Origin of the sequence: Streptomyces toyocaensis (genome assembly GCF_000725125.1) — a bacterium.
GTDB lineage: Bacteria > Actinomycetota > Actinomycetes > Streptomycetales > Streptomycetaceae > Streptomyces > Streptomyces toyocaensis.
Genome location: NZ_JFCB01000007.1, coordinates 168,870 through 184,585 on the forward strand (window position 1 = coordinate 168,870; position 15,716 = coordinate 184,585).

Consider the following 15,716-nt stretch of genomic DNA (forward strand, 5'->3'; position numbering starts at 1 on the left):
ACCGCTCGTCCGGCAGGACCCCACCCCTTTCGGGCACCTTCGTGGTCAGAAGAGCTTGCCCGGGTTCAGAATGCCGAGCGGGTCGAACGCCTTTTTGACGGCCCGCTGCATCTCCAGGCCCACGGGACCGAGTTCGCGCGCCAGCCACTCCTTCTTCAGGACGCCCACGCCGTGCTCGCCGGTGATGGTCCCGCCCAGCTCCAGGCCGAGCGCCATGATCTCGTCGAAGGACTCACGGGCCCGCCGCGACTCCTCGGGGTCGGTGGCGTCGAAGCAGACCGTCGGGTGGGTGTTGCCATCGCCCGCGTGCGCGACGACGCCGATGGTGAGCCGGTGCTTCCCGGAGATCCGCTCGACGCCGTCGACGAGCTCACCGAGCCGCGAGCGGGGCACGCACACGTCGTCGATCATCGTGGTGCCCTTGACCGCCTCCAGCGCGGCGAGGGACATCCGCCGTGCCTGCAGCAGCAGTTCGGACTCCGCGGCGTCCTCGGCCGGGACGACCTGGGTGGCGCCGGCGGCCTCGCACAGCGCGCCGACGGCCGCCAGGTCGGCGGCGGGGTCGGTGGTGTCGAAGGCGGCCAGCAGCAGTGCCTCGGTGGACTCCGGCAGGCCCATGCGGGCCATGTCGTTGACGGCCTTGACCGTCGTACGGTCCATGAGTTCCAGGAGCGAGGGGACGTGGCCCCCCGCCATGATGCGGCACACGGCGTCGCAGGCGGCGGCGCCGGAGGAGAACTCGGCGGCCAGCACCAGCTGTCCGGTGGGTTTGGGCCGCAGCGCGAGGACCGCGCGGACGACGATGCCGAGGGACCCCTCCGAGCCGACGAACAAGCGGGTCAGGTCGTATCCGGCGACGCCCTTGGCGGTGCGGCGGCCGGTGGACATCAGCCGGCCGTCGGCGAGGACGACGTCCAGGCCGAGGACGTAGTCGGCGGTCACCCCGTACTTGACGCAGCACAGCCCGCCCGACGCGGTGCCGATGTTGCCGCCGATGGTGCACGTCTCCCAGCTGGAGGGGTCCGGCGGGTAGTACAGGCCGTGCTCGCCGACAGCGCGGGAGAGGGCGGCGTTGACGACGCCGGGTTCGACGACGGCGATCCGGTCGACGGGGCTGATCTCCAGGATGCGGTCCATCCTGGTCAGCGAGAGCACGACGCAGCCGTCGGTGGCGTTGGCGGCGCCGGACAGGCCGGTGCGGGCGCCCTGGGGGACGACGGGGACCCGGAGCCCGGTGGCGGTGCGCATGACGTGCTGGACCTGCTCGACCGTGCGCGGCAGGACGACCACCGCGGGGCTGCCGGCCGGGCAGAAGCTCGCCATGTCGCGGGCGTAGGAGGCCGTGACGCCGGGGTCGGTGAGGACGGCCTCGGGGGGCAGGCCGTCGAGCAGCCGGTCGACGAGAGGGCCGGCCGTCACCGTGTGGTCATCGCGTCGCGCTTCGAGGCGGCTCATGATCACAGCGTCGCACCCGGGGCCATCGGTGTGAACCCCGCGTGAGCAGCCGCGTGACACCGGGGTGTGATCATCGTACGCATACGGGGCGTGACGCACAGTGTGCGCCATGGACGACAAGCCACGTGAGCACCGGCGGGGAGCGCGCCGCCGGGTGCTGCTCGCCTCGGTCGCCGGGTGCGCGGTGCTGGGCGGGGTGCTGGTGCTGCTGCCCTGGGGGCAGCAGGCGCCGCCCGCCCTCACCCCGCAGGCCCGGGCGCTGGCGGCGGTCACCATCGGGGTGCCGGCCGCGCTGCCCGACCTGGAGGCACTGGTCGAGGAGCGGCAGCGGCACCTGGACCGTCACCCCCGGGACGCCCGGGCCTGGGCGGTGCTCGGCTCGGCCCGCGTGGAGCAGGGGCTGCGGCTGGCGGACCCGGCGTACTGGCCGCGGGCCGAGAAGGCGCTGCGCGCCTCGCTGAAGGTACGGCCGGAGGGCAACGCCCCGGCACTGCGGGGACTGGCCGCGCTGGCGAACGCGCGGCGGGACTTCGCCGCGGCGCGCGAGTGGGGCGAGGCGGCGCGGAAACTGGAGCCGGAGCGGTGGACGACGTATCCGCCGCTGATCGAGGCGTCGGCGGGACTCGGGGACCACGAGGAGACGGGCAGGCTGCTGGAGAAGCTGACCGCGCTGCGCACCGGTCCGGCAGTGATGGCGCGGGCGGCGGCCGTGTACCGGGACAGGGGCTGGCGGGAGGACGCGGCGGCGAAGCTCGCGGACGCGGTGTCGGCCGCCGGGGAGCCGGCCGAGCGGGCGGCGTACCTGGAGCGGGCTGGGCAGCTCGCCTGGGAACGCGGCGACCGGGAGGACGCGCTGCGGCACTTCCGGGAGGCGGTGCGGATCGACCCCGACCAGCGGGCGGCGCAGGCCGGGCAGGGCAGGGCGCTGGCGTCGCTGGGGCGGACGACGGAGGCGCTGAGCGCGTACCGGGTGGCGCTGGCGAAGCATCCCCGGCCGGAGTACGCGCTGGAGCTGGGCGAGCTGTACGAGTCGCTGGGTCTGACGCGGGCGGCGCGGGTGCAGTACGGGGTGCTGCGGGAGCGGGTGCGGGTGGCCGCGGCGCACGGGGCGGACGAGGAGCTGGTGCTGGGCCGGTTCGAGACGGACCACGGCGACGCGGGGGACGCCGTGCGGCGGCTGCGGGCGGAGTGGACGCGGCAGCCGTCCACGGAGGTGGCGGACGCGTTGGGATGGGCGCTGCACCGGGCCGGGCGGCACGAGGAGGCGCTGCCGTTCGCGGTGCGGGCGACCGAGGGGACGCAGGGCGGGGGTGTGCGCAGTGCGCTGTACGTGTTCCACCGGGGGATGATCGAGCGGTCGCTGGAGCGGTACGGGGCGGCGCGGCGGCACCTTCAGGAGGCGCTGCGGATCAACCCGTGGTTCTCGCCGCTGGGCGTGCCGCAGGCGCAGCGGGCCCTAGCCCGCCTGGGTGAGCCTTCTGTCCAGGCGGGCCCCGAGTCCCTCTAGTCGCGGGCCGTCGTGTCCGCGGAGGGCGGCTTACAGGTTGCCGCGCTTGGCCTGTTCGCGTTCGATCGCCTCGAAGAGGGCCTTGAAGTTGCCCTTGCCGAAGCCCATGGAGCCGTGGCGCTCGATGAGTTCGAAGAACACCGTCGGGCGGTCCTGGACCGGCTTGGTGAAGATCTGCAGCAGGTAGCCGTCCTCGTCCCGGTCGACGAGGATCTTCAGCTCGCGCAGCGTCTCGACCGGCACCCGCGTCTCGCCGGCCCACTCGCCGAGGGTGTCGTAGTACGAGTCCGGGGTGTCCAGGAACTGCACACCGGCCGCGCGCATCTGGCGGACGGTCTGCACGATGTCGTTCGTGTTGAGGGCGATGTGCTGGACGCCCGCGCCGCCGTAGAACTCCAGGTACTCGTCGATCTGGGACTTCTTCTTGGCGATGGCGGGCTCGTTGATCGGGAACTTGACCTTGAGCGTGCCGTCGGCCACCACCTTCGACATCAGCGCGCTGTACTCGGTGGCGATGTCGTCGCCCACGAACTCCTTCATGTTCGTGAAGCCCATGACCTTGTTGTAGAACTCGACCCACTCGTTCATCCGGCCGAGCTCGACGTTGCCGACGCAGTGGTCGATGGCCTGGAAGGAGCGCTTCGCCGGCGGCTCGACGATCGGGCCGGCGGCGACGTAGCCGGGCAGGTAGGGGCCGTCGTAGCCGGTGCGCTCGACCAGGGTGTGGCGGGTCCTGCCGTACGTGGCGATGGCCGCGAGGACGACGGTGCCGTGCTCGTCCTTCATCTCGTACGGCTCGGCGACGGAGCGGGCGCCGTGCTCGACGGCGTAGGCGTACGCGGCCCGCGCGTCCGGGACCTCGATGGCGAGGTCGACGACGCCGTCGCCGTGCGCGGCCACGTGGTCGGCGAGGAAGGCGCCCCACTCGGTGGACTGCTTGATCACCGAGGTGAGCACGAAGCGGGCCGACCCGCTCTCCAGGACGTAGGAAGCGGTCTCGCGGCTGCCGTTCTCCGGTCCGGAGTAGGCGACCAGCTTCATGCCGAAGGCGGTGGAGTAGTAGTGCGCCGCCTGCTTGGCGTTGCCCACGGCGAAGACGACCGCGTCCATTCCCTTGACCGGGAAGGGGTCGGCCTGCCGGGTGGTCACGTCGGGAGTGTGGTGTGTGGTCTGCGTCATAGGTGCAGGGTGGGCCAGCACTGCAAGGTGCGCAATAGTTTGCCTGTTCACTGGGCAATGTGTTCAGCCGAATGCCCGCGATGGCGGGCTCTCTGTACAGGATGACCATGGGAGGGGCCGGTATGGCGATCGATCATCTGGACGGGCGGATCATCGTGCTGCTGGCGCGGGAGCCGCGGATCGGGGTGCTGGAGATGTCCCGCCGGCTCGGCGTGGCGCGCGGGACCGTGCAGGCCCGGCTGGACCGGCTTCAGTCGAACGGAGTCATCCGCGGATTCGGCCCCGAGGTGGATCCGGCGGCCCTCGGCTACCCCGTCACCGCGTTCGCCACGCTGCAGATCCGGCAGGGCCAAGGAGCCGACGTACGGGCCCACTTGGCCACCGTCCCGGAGGTGCTGGAGCTGCACACCACCACCGGTACCGGGGACATGATGTGCCGGCTGGTGGCACGCTCCAACGCCGATCTCCAGCGGGTGATCGACCGCGTCGTCGGTTTTGATGGCATCGTCCGGGCCTCCACGGCGATCGTCATGGAGAACCCCGTTCCGCTGCGGATCATCCCGCTGGTGGAGCAGGCGGCGCTCGGCGAGTGACCGGACCTGGCCGAGCTGGGGTGAGCGGATGTGAACTTCTGGGAGTACCTGGGGAGCCGGCATCAGCAACTGCTCATCGACACCTACCAGCACGCCAGCGTCGTCTTCCAGTGCATGGTGGTGGCGACCGTGCTCGGCGTGCTGATCGGCGTGGTCACCTACCGCAGCGAGTGGGCGGGGAACCTCGCCACGACCGCGACCTCCACCCTGCTGACCATTCCGGCGCTGGCCATGATCGGTCTGCTGATCCCCGTCGTGGGGCTCGGGGTGCCGCCGACGGTGATCGCGCTGACGCTGTACGGGCTGCTGCCGATCGTGCGGAACTGCATCGTGGGCCTGCGCGGGGTCGATCCGTCGCTGGTGGACGCGGCCACGGGGATCGGGATGTCGCGCCCGGCCCGGCTGGCGCGGGTGGAGCTGCCGCTGGCCTGGCCGCCGATCCTGACCGGGATCCGGGTCTCCACGCAGATGCTGATGGGCATCGCCGCCATCGCCGCCTACGCCTCCGGTCCCGGCCTGGGCAACCTGATCTTCCGCGGGATCGCCTCGCTGGGCAGCAGGAACGCGCTGAACCAGGTGCTCGCGGGAACCCTCGGGATCATCGTCCTCGCCCTGCTGTTCGACGCCGCGTACGTCCTGATCGGGCGGCTGACCATTCCCAGGGGGATCCGTGCCTGAGCCGCCCGTCCCCGATGCCGGGACCCCCGGGACCGGGCCCCGGTCGGTCGGGGCGACCATCGAGCTGGAGGCTCTGACCAAGCGCTACCCGGGCAGTGCGCTGCCGGCCGTGGAGAGCGTGACCCTGGACATCAGGGCGGGCGAGACCGTGATCCTCGTCGGCCCGTCGGGGTGCGGGAAGTCCACCCTGCTCAAGATGATCAACCGGCTGATCGAGCCGACGGGCGGCCGGATCCGCATCGGCGGCGAGGACGTCACCGACATGGACCCGGTGCGGCTGCGCCGCACGATCGGCTACGCGATCCAGGCGAGCGGACTGTTCCCGCACATGACGGTGGCGCAGAACGTCGCGCTGGTGCCGAAGATGCTGCGCTGGCCGGCGGCCCGGGTGCGGGCGCGGGTGGAGGAGATGCTGGACCTGGTGGGCCTCGACCCGGCCGAGTTCCACGGTCGCTATCCGCGTCAGCTGTCCGGCGGCCAGCAGCAGCGGGTGGGCGTGGCGCGGGCCCTCGCGGCGGACCCGCCGGTGCTGCTGATGGACGAGCCGTTCGGCGCGGTCGACCCGATCACCCGGGACCACCTCCAGGACGAGCTGATCAGGCTCCAGCGGGAGCTGCACAAGACGATCGTCTTCGTCACCCACGACTTCGACGAGGCGATCAAGATCGGCGACCGGATCGCGGTGCTGCGCGAACGCTCCCACATCGCCCAGTTCGACACCCCTGAGGCGATCCTCACCCACCCCGCCGACGACTTCGTGTCGGGCTTCGTCGGCGCCGGGGCGGCCCTGAAGCGGCTCAACCTCACCCGGGTGCGGGACATCGGGATCAGCGACTGTCCGACGGTGAGCGTCGACGACCCGCACCAGCACATCGTCGACAAGCTGCGCTCCGGCGGAACCGACGAGGTCCTGCTGCTCGACAAGCGGGGCAGCCCCTACAAGTGGCTCCGGCGCGGCGACCTGATGCGCGCCGGGGGATCGCTGGCCCGCGCGGGCACGCCGGTGCACGACACGGTGACCCGGGACGCGACCCTGCGGGACGCGCTGGAGGCGGTGCTCACCGACAGCACCGGCCGGGTCGCGGTCACCGGCCGGCGCGGCGCGTACGAGGGTGTCGTGGACGTGGAGACGCTGATGAACTCCGTGCACGAGCTGCTGGAGGCGGACCGGCTGGAGGCGAGGGAGGCGCAGGCCGACATCGAGGAGCAGCGGGCCGCGCAGACCCACGCGGAGCAGGAGGGCTTCTTCGGCGGGGAGGCGAAGACGTGAGGACCTCTTCCGGACGGCCGCCCGAGGGCGAGCACGAGGTGAGGGGGCTCGCCTTCCGGGACGGGGGCGGCGGGCGGTCCGACGGGGCGCAGGGCGCTCCCCGGCCCACGGCCGCCCCGCGCCCACGGGTGAGCCGGCAGAAGCTCATCTTCCTGCCGGCGGTGCTGATCGCCGTCCTGCTCGCGACCTGGCTGTGGTTCGAGCAGGCGGAGCTCGACGCGCTCACCCGCAACGCGCTGTCGGACGGGCAGGTGTCGAAGGCACTGTGGCAGCACATCCAGCTCACCGCGATCTCGACGTTCTTCGTGCTGATCATCGCCATCCCGCTGGGCGTCCTGCTGACCCGCCGCACGTTCCGCAGGGCCACACCCGCCGCGATGGCGTTCGCCAACATGGGCCAGGCCACCCCGGCGATCGGACTGCTGGCGTTGCTGGTGATCTGGCTGGGCATCGGCCGCAGGGCCGCGCTGATCGGCATCATCGCCTACGCCGTGCTGCCGGTGCTGTCCAACACCATCGCCGGCCTGAAGGCCAACGACCCCACGCTGCTGGAGGCGGCGCGCGGCATCGGCATGTCCCCGCTGGGCGTGCTCACCCGGGTGGAGCTGCCGCTGGCCGTTCCCCTCATCCTGGCGGGCGTGCGGACGGCGCTCGTCCTCAACGTCGGCACGGCGACGCTGGCGACCTTCGGCGGGGGCGGCGGGCTGGGCGTCCTCATCACGACCGGGATCACCAGCCAGCGGATGCCGGTGCTGATGGTGGGCTCGGTCCTCACCGTCGCGCTCGCCCTGCTGGTCGACTGGCTCGCCTCCCTGGCCGAGCTGCTGCTGCGGCCGCGGGGTCTGGAGGCGGGCCGGTGAGACGCGTCCGCCTGCTCCTGGCCGGGGCCCTGCTGGCGGCGTCCTCCGGCTGCGGTCTGACCAGCGGCTCCCCCATGGTCGACGACGTGGCACCGGGCTCGATCGGCGGGGGCAGGCCGCTGGAGGGCGCGGAACTCACCGTCACCTCGAAGGAGTTCACCGAGCAGCTGATCCTCGGGGCGATCATGGGCATCGCGTTCGAGGCGGCCGGCGCGGAGGTCGTCGACCGGACCGGCATCCAGGGCTCGGTCGGCTCGCGGGAGGCCGTCGTCAAGGGTGAGGCGGACGCCGGGTTCGAGTACACGGGCACGGCCTGGATCACCTACCAGGGCAACAGCAAGCCGATCCCCGATCCGCGCGAGCAGTGGGAGGCGGTGCGGGACGCGGACGCCGGGAACGGGGTGACCTGGCTGGAGCCGTCGGAGCTGAACAACACCTACGCCCTCGCCGTGAACCAGGAGAACTTCGAGAGGTACGGCACGCGGACCCTCTCCGACGTGGCCGCGCTGGCGAAGTCCGACCCGGGCGCGGTGACGCTGTGCGTGGAGGGCGAGTTCGCCAACCGCGCGGACGGGCTGCCGGGCATGGAGAAGGCGTACGGCATGAACGTCCCGGCGCGCGGCGTCACGCAGATGGACACCGGGATCATCTACACCCAGACCGCCGAGGGAGCGTGCACCTTCGGCGAGGTCTTCACCACCGACGGGCGCATCAAGTCCATGAACCTGGTGGTGATGGAGGACGACAGGAAGTTCTTCCCCAACTACAACGCGGCGCCGACGGTCAACTCCGACACGTTCGAGGAATGGCCGGCCATCGCCGACGTCCTCGCCCCGGTGACGGCGAAGCTGGACAACGACGTGGCGCAGACCCTGAACGCCAAGGTGGACGTCGCCGGGGAGGACCCGCACCAGGTGGCGCTGGACTGGATGGTGCGGGAAGGGTTCGTCAAGGAGAACTGACGGGGACCTAGCAGGAGGGGACCTCGCCGGTGCCCTGCTCCAGGGCGACCAGGGCGTCGACGGCGCCCTTGAGGGTGGTGACCGGGACCAGGCGCAGGCCCTCGGGCAGTTCCGCCCTCGCGTCGGAGCACTCGTCCCTCGGGACCAGGAAGACCGTGGCGCCGTCCCGCCTGGCCGCCTGCGTCTTCAGCGGGACGCCGCCGACCGGGCCGACGGTGCCGTCCTCGTCGATCGTGCCGGTGCCGGCGACGACCCGGCCTCCGGTGAGATCGCCGCCGCTGCCGTCGCCGTTCAGCTTGTCGACGATCCCCAGGGAGAACAGCAGGCCCGCGCTGGGGCCGCCGACGTCGGCGAGTTCGAGGGTGACCTGGATGCCGTCGTCCTCACGGTCCAGGTAGTTCAGCGCCGCCCGGGTCGCCTCGTCCTGGGACGCCTCCATCTGCTCGCGGTTGTACTGCTCGATCTCCGTGACGCTGTCGCCGCTGGGGTAGACCGAGTCACGGGGCATGACGGCCCGGTCGGTGCTGAACCAGCTGTCGATCACGTCGGGGAGGCCGACGCGGGTGTCCGGGGAGGTGGCCTCGATGGTCGTCATCCGCAGCTGTCCGCCGGTCTCCCGCACGGGTGCGCCGGAGATCGTGATGACCTGCTCCCCCTTGTTCTCACCGAGCACGTCGGCCGTCATCCCGGGCTGCGCCACGGAGAAGGGCAGCGGCGCGAAGCCCGCGGTGGCCAGCAGGGCCGCTACGGGCACGGCGAGGCCGGCCGCTTTCTGGCGACGCGTGAGACGAGAGAGCACGGGGCCAATCTAACCTGCCGCCGCCGGGGGCGGCCGTGCCTCCCCCGGTGCCCGGACGGCCCGGTGGACGGCCCCCGGCGGCACGAGGTCCGCGGACGGACGCCGATCAGCGCAACGCCTCTGCGACCTCACGCGCCGCGTCCATGACCCTCGTCCCGACCCGCTCGGGCACGACGTCCGCCAGCATGACGACCCCTACGCTGCCCTCGACGCCCGTCACCCCCAGCAGCGGCGCGGCCGCCCCGCAGGCCCCCGCCTCCAGCTCTCCGCGCGTCAGCGTGTAGCCCGGTTCCCCGGCCCCCTGCCGGGCGGACAGGATCGCCTTTCCCGCGGCCCCCCGGTCCAGCGGATGCCGGAACCCGGCCCGGTACGCCACGTGGTAATCCGTCCACGACGGCTCCACGACGGCCACGGCCAGTGCCTCCGCCCCGTCCACCAGCGTCAGGTGCGCGGTCGCGCCGATGTCCTCCGCGAGCGACCGCAGCGCCGGCATGGCCGCTTCCCGCACCAGGGGATGCACCTGCCGTCCCAGCCTGAGGACACCCAGCCCGACCCGGGCCCGTCCGCCCAGATCGCGGCGTACGAGGGCGTGCTGTTCCAGCGTGGCGAGCAACCGGTACACGACGGTCCGGTTCACGCCCAGTTTGTGGGACAGCTCGGTGACGGTCAGCCCGTGGTCCGTGTCGGCGAGCAGCTTGAGGACACGTAGTCCCCTGTCGAGCGTCTGAGAGGTCTCCGCGGTCACGACGCCCACTCCTTAGTGGTGAGGTCGGCGGCCCTCTCGCGGCGGATGCGTCACCGAGTCCCGTCGGTCACGCGCTTCAGAGGCCGCCGATCGGCCGGCGGCCCGGCAGTGTCCCGGGCACAGTCGCTTCACGGCTGCGCTCCGCGGCGGCGCTGCCACGGGGCGTGTGCGTAGCGGGGACAGTAGCGAGCCGGTTCGGTGAGCGGAAGGCTCCGTCCAGAATCCGGGCACTCTCCCGGCGAAGTGGTTCCGTTTGTCCCCATACGCACACCGCGGTCACCGCATGCGCGTGGCCCACTCCTGCACCTTCTCGATCCGCTGGCGCAGCTGTCCCGCCGTGGCCTCCGCCGAGGGCGGGCCGCCGCAGACCCGGCGCAGCTCGGTGTGGATGACGCCGTGCGGTTTGCCGCTCTGGTGGACGTACGCGCCGACCAGGCTGTTGAGCCGCTTGCGCAGCTCCATCATCTCCTTGTGGGAGACCACCGGCCGCCGCTCGGCGGGCAGCTCCAGCAGGTCGGCCTCCTCGGCCGGCTTCTTCCGGCTGTGCGCGATCTGCCGGGCCTGCCGCTTCTGCAGCAGCAGCTGCACCTGGTCGGGTTCGAGGAGTCCGGGGATGCCGAGGTAGTCCTGCTCCTCCTCGCTTCCGGGGTGGGCCTGCATGCCGAAATCGGCCCCGTTGTACGTCACCCGGTCGAAGACGGCGTCGGACTCCAGCGCCTCGAAGGGCAGCATGTCCTGCTCACCGGTGTCCTCGTCCTGCTCCCGGTTCGCCTCCTCCATCTCCTTCTCGGACTCGGCGTACGGGTCCTCCTCGCCCTCCTTCTTGGGCTTGTCGAGGACGTGGTCGCGCTCGCGCTCCATCTCGTTCGCGAAACCGAGCAGGTCCGGGATGGTCGGCAGGAACACGGACGCGGTCTCGCCGCGCCGCCGCGACCGTACGAAACGGCCCACGGCCTGGGCGAAGAACAGCGGGGTGGAGATGGTGGTGGCGTACACGCCGACCGCGAGGCGCGGTACGTCGACGCCCTCGGACACCATGCGGACGGCGACCATCCAGCGGTCGTCGCTGCCACTGAACTCGTCGATCCGCTTGGACGCGCCGGTGTCGTCGGACAGCACGAGGGTGGCCTTGTGACCGGTGATGTCGCGGATCAGCTTGGCGTAGGCGCGGGCGGACTCCTGGTCGGAGGCGATGACGAGGGCGCCGGCGTCCGGGATCGCCTTGCGGACCTCGGTGAGCCGCTGGTCGGCGGCGCGCAGCACGGCCGGCATCCACTCGCCGCGCGGGTCGAGCGCGGTGCGCCAGGCCTGGCTGACGGCGTCCTTGGTCATGGGCTCGCCGAGGCGGGCGGCGATCTCGTCGCCGGCCTTGGTGCGCCAGCGCATGTTGCCGCTGTACGACATGAAGATCACGGGACGGACGACGTGGTCGGCGAGGGCGGACCCGTACCCGTAGGTGTAGTCGGCGGACGACCGCCGGATGCCGTCGTCGCCCTCTTCGTACGTCACGAACGGGATGGGGTTGGTGTCGGACCGGAACGGCGTACCGGTCAGCGCGAGCCGTCGCGTGGCCGGTTCGAACGCCTCCAGGCAGGCCTCGCCCCAGGACTTGGAGTCACCGGCGTGGTGGATCTCGTCGAGGATGACGAGGGTCTTGCGCTGCTCGACGCGGTTGCGGTGCAGCATGGGGCGCACGCCGACACCGGCGTACGTCACGGCGACTCCGTCGTACTCCTTGCCGAGCGGGCCCGCGCTGTACTCCGGGTCGAGCTTGATGCCTATCCGCGCGGCGGCCTCCGCCCACTGCTTCTTCAGGTGCTCGGTGGGCGCGACGACCGTCACCTGCTGCACGACGTGGTGGTGCAGCAGCCAGGACGCCAGCGTCAGCGCGAAGGTCGTCTTGCCGGCGCCGGGCGTGGCCACCGCCAGGAAGTCACGGGGCTGGGCCTGGATGTACTTGTCCATCGCCCCCTGCTGCCAGGCGCGCAGCTTGCCGGCGGTGCCCCAGGGGGCACGTCCGGGAAACGCCGGGGACAGGTGGTGCGAGTGGGACGCGGTGCCGGCGGTGGTAGTCACGATCTCCGTCGGGGGTAGCTCGGGTACGGCGCATCGGCGCATGACGACCGGGCCACCCTACCGAGGGCCCGGTACCGTCAACGCCGGCACCGGGCCACGCCACCCGGGGGTGGGACCGAGGTCACAATCAGCGCGCGAAGCCCGGCAACCGGGACGCGATCTTGGGGACGTCCAGCGCGCCCTGACAGACATCCAGCACGAAGCGCTCTGCCTCGTCCACGTCGAAGTCCGTGTCCAGTGGATGTCCGTTCACATGGAGGAAGACCCAGGTCCCGTACCAGGCGAGAGGCTTGTTCCCGTCAACGAGCGCGGGATTGCGAGCGAGGGACTCCATGAGCGCCGCGGCCTTGTGCCACACGTCCGGATACGCGTCCTGCCCGAACACGCTCGACTGAGGCCGTGCCAGCGCCGAGTCCAACAGCCCGTAATCGCGTACCTCGTCCGCCCCGAGCCGCTTCGCGAGGTTCAGCAGCTCGGGCAACGTGAGGTAGTGCATCAGGCGAGCCTCCGGTTCAGCTCCGCACTGGCCTTCAGCACATGGTCGGCCGCCTCGTTGAACAGACGCGAATGTTCGTTTACGGCCGAGATCACGGCATCGTGGGCGAAGGCCTGCATGCTGCGCCCTTCCGCTGCGGCGCGCTCACGCAGGGCGTCGAGCTCTTCCTCGGTAAACCGCAGGTTCAGTCCAGCCATGACGTCGACGGTACTACGTGGTACCACGCGGTGTCATGTCGTTGCGGGACGCACCCGCGCAGCCACCCACGCCCCCGCCAGGGCCACCGCCGCCATGGGCAGGAAGACCGCGACGAAGGCGGCCGGGTGGGAGGCCGTGGCCTGGGTGGCCGCGTGGCTGACCGTGCCGCCGCCGAGGGCCGCGAAGGCGGCGCCGCCCGCGGCGAGGAGGAGGACGTTGGAGAGGCCGTCGGAGATCTGGAGGGCGGCGGAGTTGGTGCCGGCCTCCGAGGGGGCGGAGAGCTGGAGCAGCAGAACGCTGGTGGAGGAGATCACCAGGCCCATGCCGAAGCAGCCGAAGGCCCAGGCGGCCGCGACCGTCCAGGCGGGCACCGCGTCGATCAGCACACTGGGCGCCGCGGCGATGGCCGCCGCCACCAGCACCATCCCGAGGGTCATCAGCCGCTCCCGGTACGGCTCCAGCCGGGGCCGGGACTGCACCCAGGAGCCCAGCGCCCAGGTGCCGCCGCCCGCCGCGAGCGAGAAGCCGGCGAGGGTCGGGCTGAGGCCGCGCTGGGTGACCAGCATCAGCGGGACGAAGGACTCCGCCGCGATGAAGGAGCCGGCGGCCACACCGCGCAGCAGGACCACCGAGGGCAGGCCGCGCGCCGCGCGGTACGTGCCGCGCGGGAGCAGGCCCAGCACCGCCGGGACGAGCAGCGCCAGGCCCAGCGCACCCGGCAGCAGCGACGCCCAGCGCAGGTCCTGGGCGGCGTACTGCAGGAACCCGGCGCCGAAGGAGATGGCCAGGGCCAGCTTGATGCGGCGGCGGTCGGCGGAGGCCGCGGCGCCGGTGTCCTCGTTCACCGGGCCGGACGCCAGCCGGCGTATCTGCGGCAGCGCCAGGGCCAGCGGGAACACCACGAGCACCGGTATGCCGAGGAACACCCAGCGCCAGCCGACGTGCTCCGTCACCGCGCCGGACGCGAGCGGGCCGACGATCGACGGCACCACCCAGCTCGCCGCGAACGCCGCCATGATCGCCGGCCGCAGCCTCTCGGGATAGGCCCGCCCGACGATGACGTACAGCGCGACGATCACCAGTCCGCCGCCGAACCCCTGCACGGCCCGCCCCAGGATGAACAGCCACATCGCACCGGCCGTCCCGGCGAGCAGCAGTCCGGCCGCGAAGGAGGCGATGCCCCAGGTGAGCGGCCCGAGCGGGCCCCGCCGGTCCGACCACTGGCCGGACAGCACCATCCCGAACAGGCTGGTCGTGAAGTACCCCGAGAACGCGAACGCGTACAGCGACACCCCGTCCAGCTCCCGCGCCGCCACCGGCATCGCCGTGCCGACGGCCGTCGCCTCGAAGGCGATCAGCAGCACCACGGAGACGACCCCGATGCTCAGCGCCCGGTAGGGGCGGCTGAGCACGGTCTCGTCGGGGTCGGCGGCCGTGGCGAGGGCGTCGGCGGGCACGGCGACACCGGTGTCGCGCGGGTTCGGGGCGGTCATGACCGCCAGGGTAAGGTCCACGCCGCTGTTTGACCCCTGTCGGGGGTCGGTACCGGCACCGGGACCTTGGTCGTAGGTCCCCGGCGCCCCACGGGCCTCGCCCGCGCCGCGGGTGCGCTAGAGCACGCCGCCCGCCTCGTCCTGGAACAGCTCCGTCCAGTAGTGCCAGTCCGCGTCCGTGGTCGTGCCCGTGGGGTCGATGGAGGACAGGACCTGGATCATCGTCAGGGCCAGCTGGTCGTAGGCCTCGGTGGTCAGCGCGTGACCCGACTCCTCGTCGAGGGAGCGCTCCCGGTGCAGCAGCCAGAGCGTGAAGGCGAGCGTGGAGATGTCCGTGTTCAGGGGATGGAGCACGGCGTCCGGTTCGTTCCAGCTGAGGACCGCGCCCGTGGTTCCGTCGACGACCAGGCTGTGGTCGTCGACCAGGTGGCCGAGGCGTATCAGGTGCTCCGCGCGGGCGGGGAGGCGGCCGTCGGGGAGCGCGCTGCGGCAGTCGTCGGCGTGGTACTCCGTGAGCGTGCGCAGCGGCAGGTCCGTGTCCAGGGCGAAGAGGAAGCCGTCCTCGGGAAGGCCCGTCCCGCACAGGAAGCGCCGGGTCGGCTCGTGCGTGAGCGTCGCGGGGAAGTCGACCTCCTCGAACCGGACCACGCCGCCCCGGCCGAACTCGTCGTCGAGGAGGCGGACGGGGAGGTCCAGGGCCAGGCCCGAGGCCGTGCCGGGGCCCGCCACCAGGGCCAGCGGGCGGATCAGCGCGGCCATCCGCCAGAACGGCGCCGGCTGCCCGTCCGCGCCCTCCTCGAAGACCGCCAGCAGCTGACGGGAGGCCTCCGCGACCGCCTTGGTCCCGTACCGGCCGGCGTAGGCGGCGAACTGGCCGCGCAGGCCGGCCAGTTCGTCCGTCGCCGCGGCGAAGCGCACCAGCGTCGGCAGGGACGGGGCCAGCGGACGGCGGTCCATCAGCTCCGGGCGGTCGTGGAAGAAGTACGCCGTGGAGACCTCACCGGTCGTGCCGTCGAGCAGCACCGACTCCGTCTCCAGGCCGGCCGGGCCCAGCAGACGGCCGATGACCAGCTGGTCCCGCAGCCCGGCCGGGAGCCGGTCGGCGGGGCCGCGCGTGGAGGCGGCCACGGTGTGCGGGACGCCCTGCCGCGCCGGCTCCGCGAAGGCGAACAGGCCGCTGTCCGCCGGGAGTCCGGGGTCCGTCAGCCAGCCGCGCGTGGAGGCGTGCGTGATGAAGGGGTCGAGGTCGGGGCCGGCGAAAGTGCTCGCCCCTGCGACAACGGTGTCGGTCCTGCTCATGATTCCCCCGCGATACGTGTGCTCGGTCCCGGGCCCGCGAACACCCCGCCCCGGGCGGGACGGCGCGTGCCCTTCCGGGCCCCGGCGGCCGTCCCCACTGATCGGA

At 72.3% G+C, this 15,716-nt stretch carries 15 protein-coding genes; 6 read left to right on the top strand and 9 right to left on the bottom strand.

Annotated elements, in window-relative coordinates; translation table 11 throughout:
• Positions 1-45: 45 nt before the first annotated feature.
• Positions 46-1,461, bottom strand: coding sequence for an FAD-binding oxidoreductase (locus tag BU52_RS10995; protein WP_037932001.1), 1,416 nt, complete (start codon positions 1,459-1,461; stop codon positions 46-48).
• Between the two features lie 103 nt (positions 1,462-1,564).
• On the opposite strand from BU52_RS10995, the gene BU52_RS11000 reads away from it, so the two are divergent.
• Entirely contained in the window at positions 1,565-2,962 is a 1,398-nt protein-coding gene (locus tag BU52_RS11000; RefSeq protein WP_037932004.1) for a tetratricopeptide repeat protein, read from the top strand.
• 30 nt (positions 2,963-2,992) lie between these two features.
• On the opposite strand, the gene hppD is transcribed toward BU52_RS11000, so the two are convergent.
• On the bottom strand, positions 2,993-4,141 hold the full coding sequence (hppD, locus tag BU52_RS11005) for a 4-hydroxyphenylpyruvate dioxygenase (RefSeq protein WP_037932007.1): 1,149 nt from the start codon (positions 4,139-4,141) through the stop codon (positions 2,993-2,995).
• 122 nt (positions 4,142-4,263) lie between these two features.
• Between hppD and BU52_RS11010 the strand changes: the two genes are divergently transcribed.
• The 5 genes from BU52_RS11010 to BU52_RS11030 are packed head-to-tail and all read left to right on the top strand — an operon-like array spanning position 4,264 to position 8,504.
• Positions 4,264-4,734 (top strand): Lrp/AsnC family transcriptional regulator, encoded by a 471-nt coding sequence (locus BU52_RS11010; protein ID WP_030825456.1) that lies wholly within the window; start codon positions 4,264-4,266, stop codon positions 4,732-4,734.
• Between the two features lie 30 nt (positions 4,735-4,764).
• Entirely contained in the window at positions 4,765-5,412 is a 648-nt protein-coding gene (locus tag BU52_RS11015; protein WP_037932010.1) for an ABC transporter permease, read from the top strand.
• Positions 5,405-6,682: an ABC transporter ATP-binding protein gene (locus BU52_RS11020; RefSeq protein ID WP_037932013.1), complete on the top strand. Its 1,278-nt coding sequence runs from the start codon at positions 5,405-5,407 to the stop codon at positions 6,680-6,682. Before BU52_RS11015 ends, BU52_RS11020 begins: the two co-directional genes overlap by 8 nt.
• A 38-nt stretch (positions 6,683-6,720) precedes the next feature.
• On the top strand, positions 6,721-7,542 hold the full coding sequence (locus BU52_RS11025) for an ABC transporter permease (protein WP_407702035.1): 822 nt from the start codon (positions 6,721-6,723) through the stop codon (positions 7,540-7,542).
• Positions 7,539-8,504 carry a glycine betaine ABC transporter substrate-binding protein gene (locus tag BU52_RS11030; RefSeq protein ID WP_037932020.1) on the top strand — a complete coding sequence of 322 codons (966 nt, stop codon included), beginning with the start codon at positions 7,539-7,541 and terminating at the stop codon, positions 8,502-8,504. Before BU52_RS11025 ends, BU52_RS11030 begins: the two co-directional genes overlap by 4 nt.
• 7 nt (positions 8,505-8,511) lie before the next feature.
• Here the strand turns inward: BU52_RS11030 and BU52_RS11035 are convergent, their stop codons facing one another.
• The 7 genes from BU52_RS11035 to BU52_RS11065 form a co-directional block, all read right to left on the bottom strand.
• Positions 8,512-9,303, bottom strand: coding sequence for a S16 family serine protease (locus BU52_RS11035; protein ID WP_037932023.1), 792 nt, complete (start codon positions 9,301-9,303; stop codon positions 8,512-8,514).
• Between the two features lie 106 nt (positions 9,304-9,409).
• Positions 9,410-10,048, bottom strand: a complete 639-nt coding sequence (locus BU52_RS11040) for an IclR family transcriptional regulator (protein WP_037932025.1) — start codon at positions 10,046-10,048, stop codon at positions 9,410-9,412.
• A 276-nt stretch (positions 10,049-10,324) separates the two neighbouring features.
• The gene (locus BU52_RS11045) at positions 10,325-12,166 is read right to left on the bottom strand and encodes a DEAD/DEAH box helicase (RefSeq protein ID WP_107061136.1); all 1,842 of its coding nucleotides are present in this window, start codon (positions 12,164-12,166) and stop codon (positions 10,325-10,327) included.
• 85 nt (positions 12,167-12,251) lie between these two features.
• Positions 12,252-12,620, bottom strand: a complete 369-nt coding sequence (locus BU52_RS11050) for a type II toxin-antitoxin system death-on-curing family toxin (protein WP_037932032.1) — start codon at positions 12,618-12,620, stop codon at positions 12,252-12,254.
• Positions 12,620-12,817, bottom strand: coding sequence for a hypothetical protein (locus BU52_RS11055; RefSeq protein WP_037932035.1), 198 nt, complete (start codon positions 12,815-12,817; stop codon positions 12,620-12,622). The genes BU52_RS11050 and BU52_RS11055 overlap by 1 nt, the downstream gene beginning before the upstream one ends.
• Before the next feature lie 33 nt (positions 12,818-12,850).
• On the bottom strand, positions 12,851-14,311 hold the full coding sequence (locus BU52_RS11060) for an MFS transporter (protein WP_037932039.1): 1,461 nt from the start codon (positions 14,309-14,311) through the stop codon (positions 12,851-12,853).
• 117 nt (positions 14,312-14,428) lie between these two features.
• Positions 14,429-15,610, bottom strand: a complete 1,182-nt coding sequence (locus tag BU52_RS11065; protein WP_037932040.1) for an SUKH-4 family immunity protein — start codon at positions 15,608-15,610, stop codon at positions 14,429-14,431.
• Positions 15,611-15,716 lie beyond the last annotated feature (106 nt).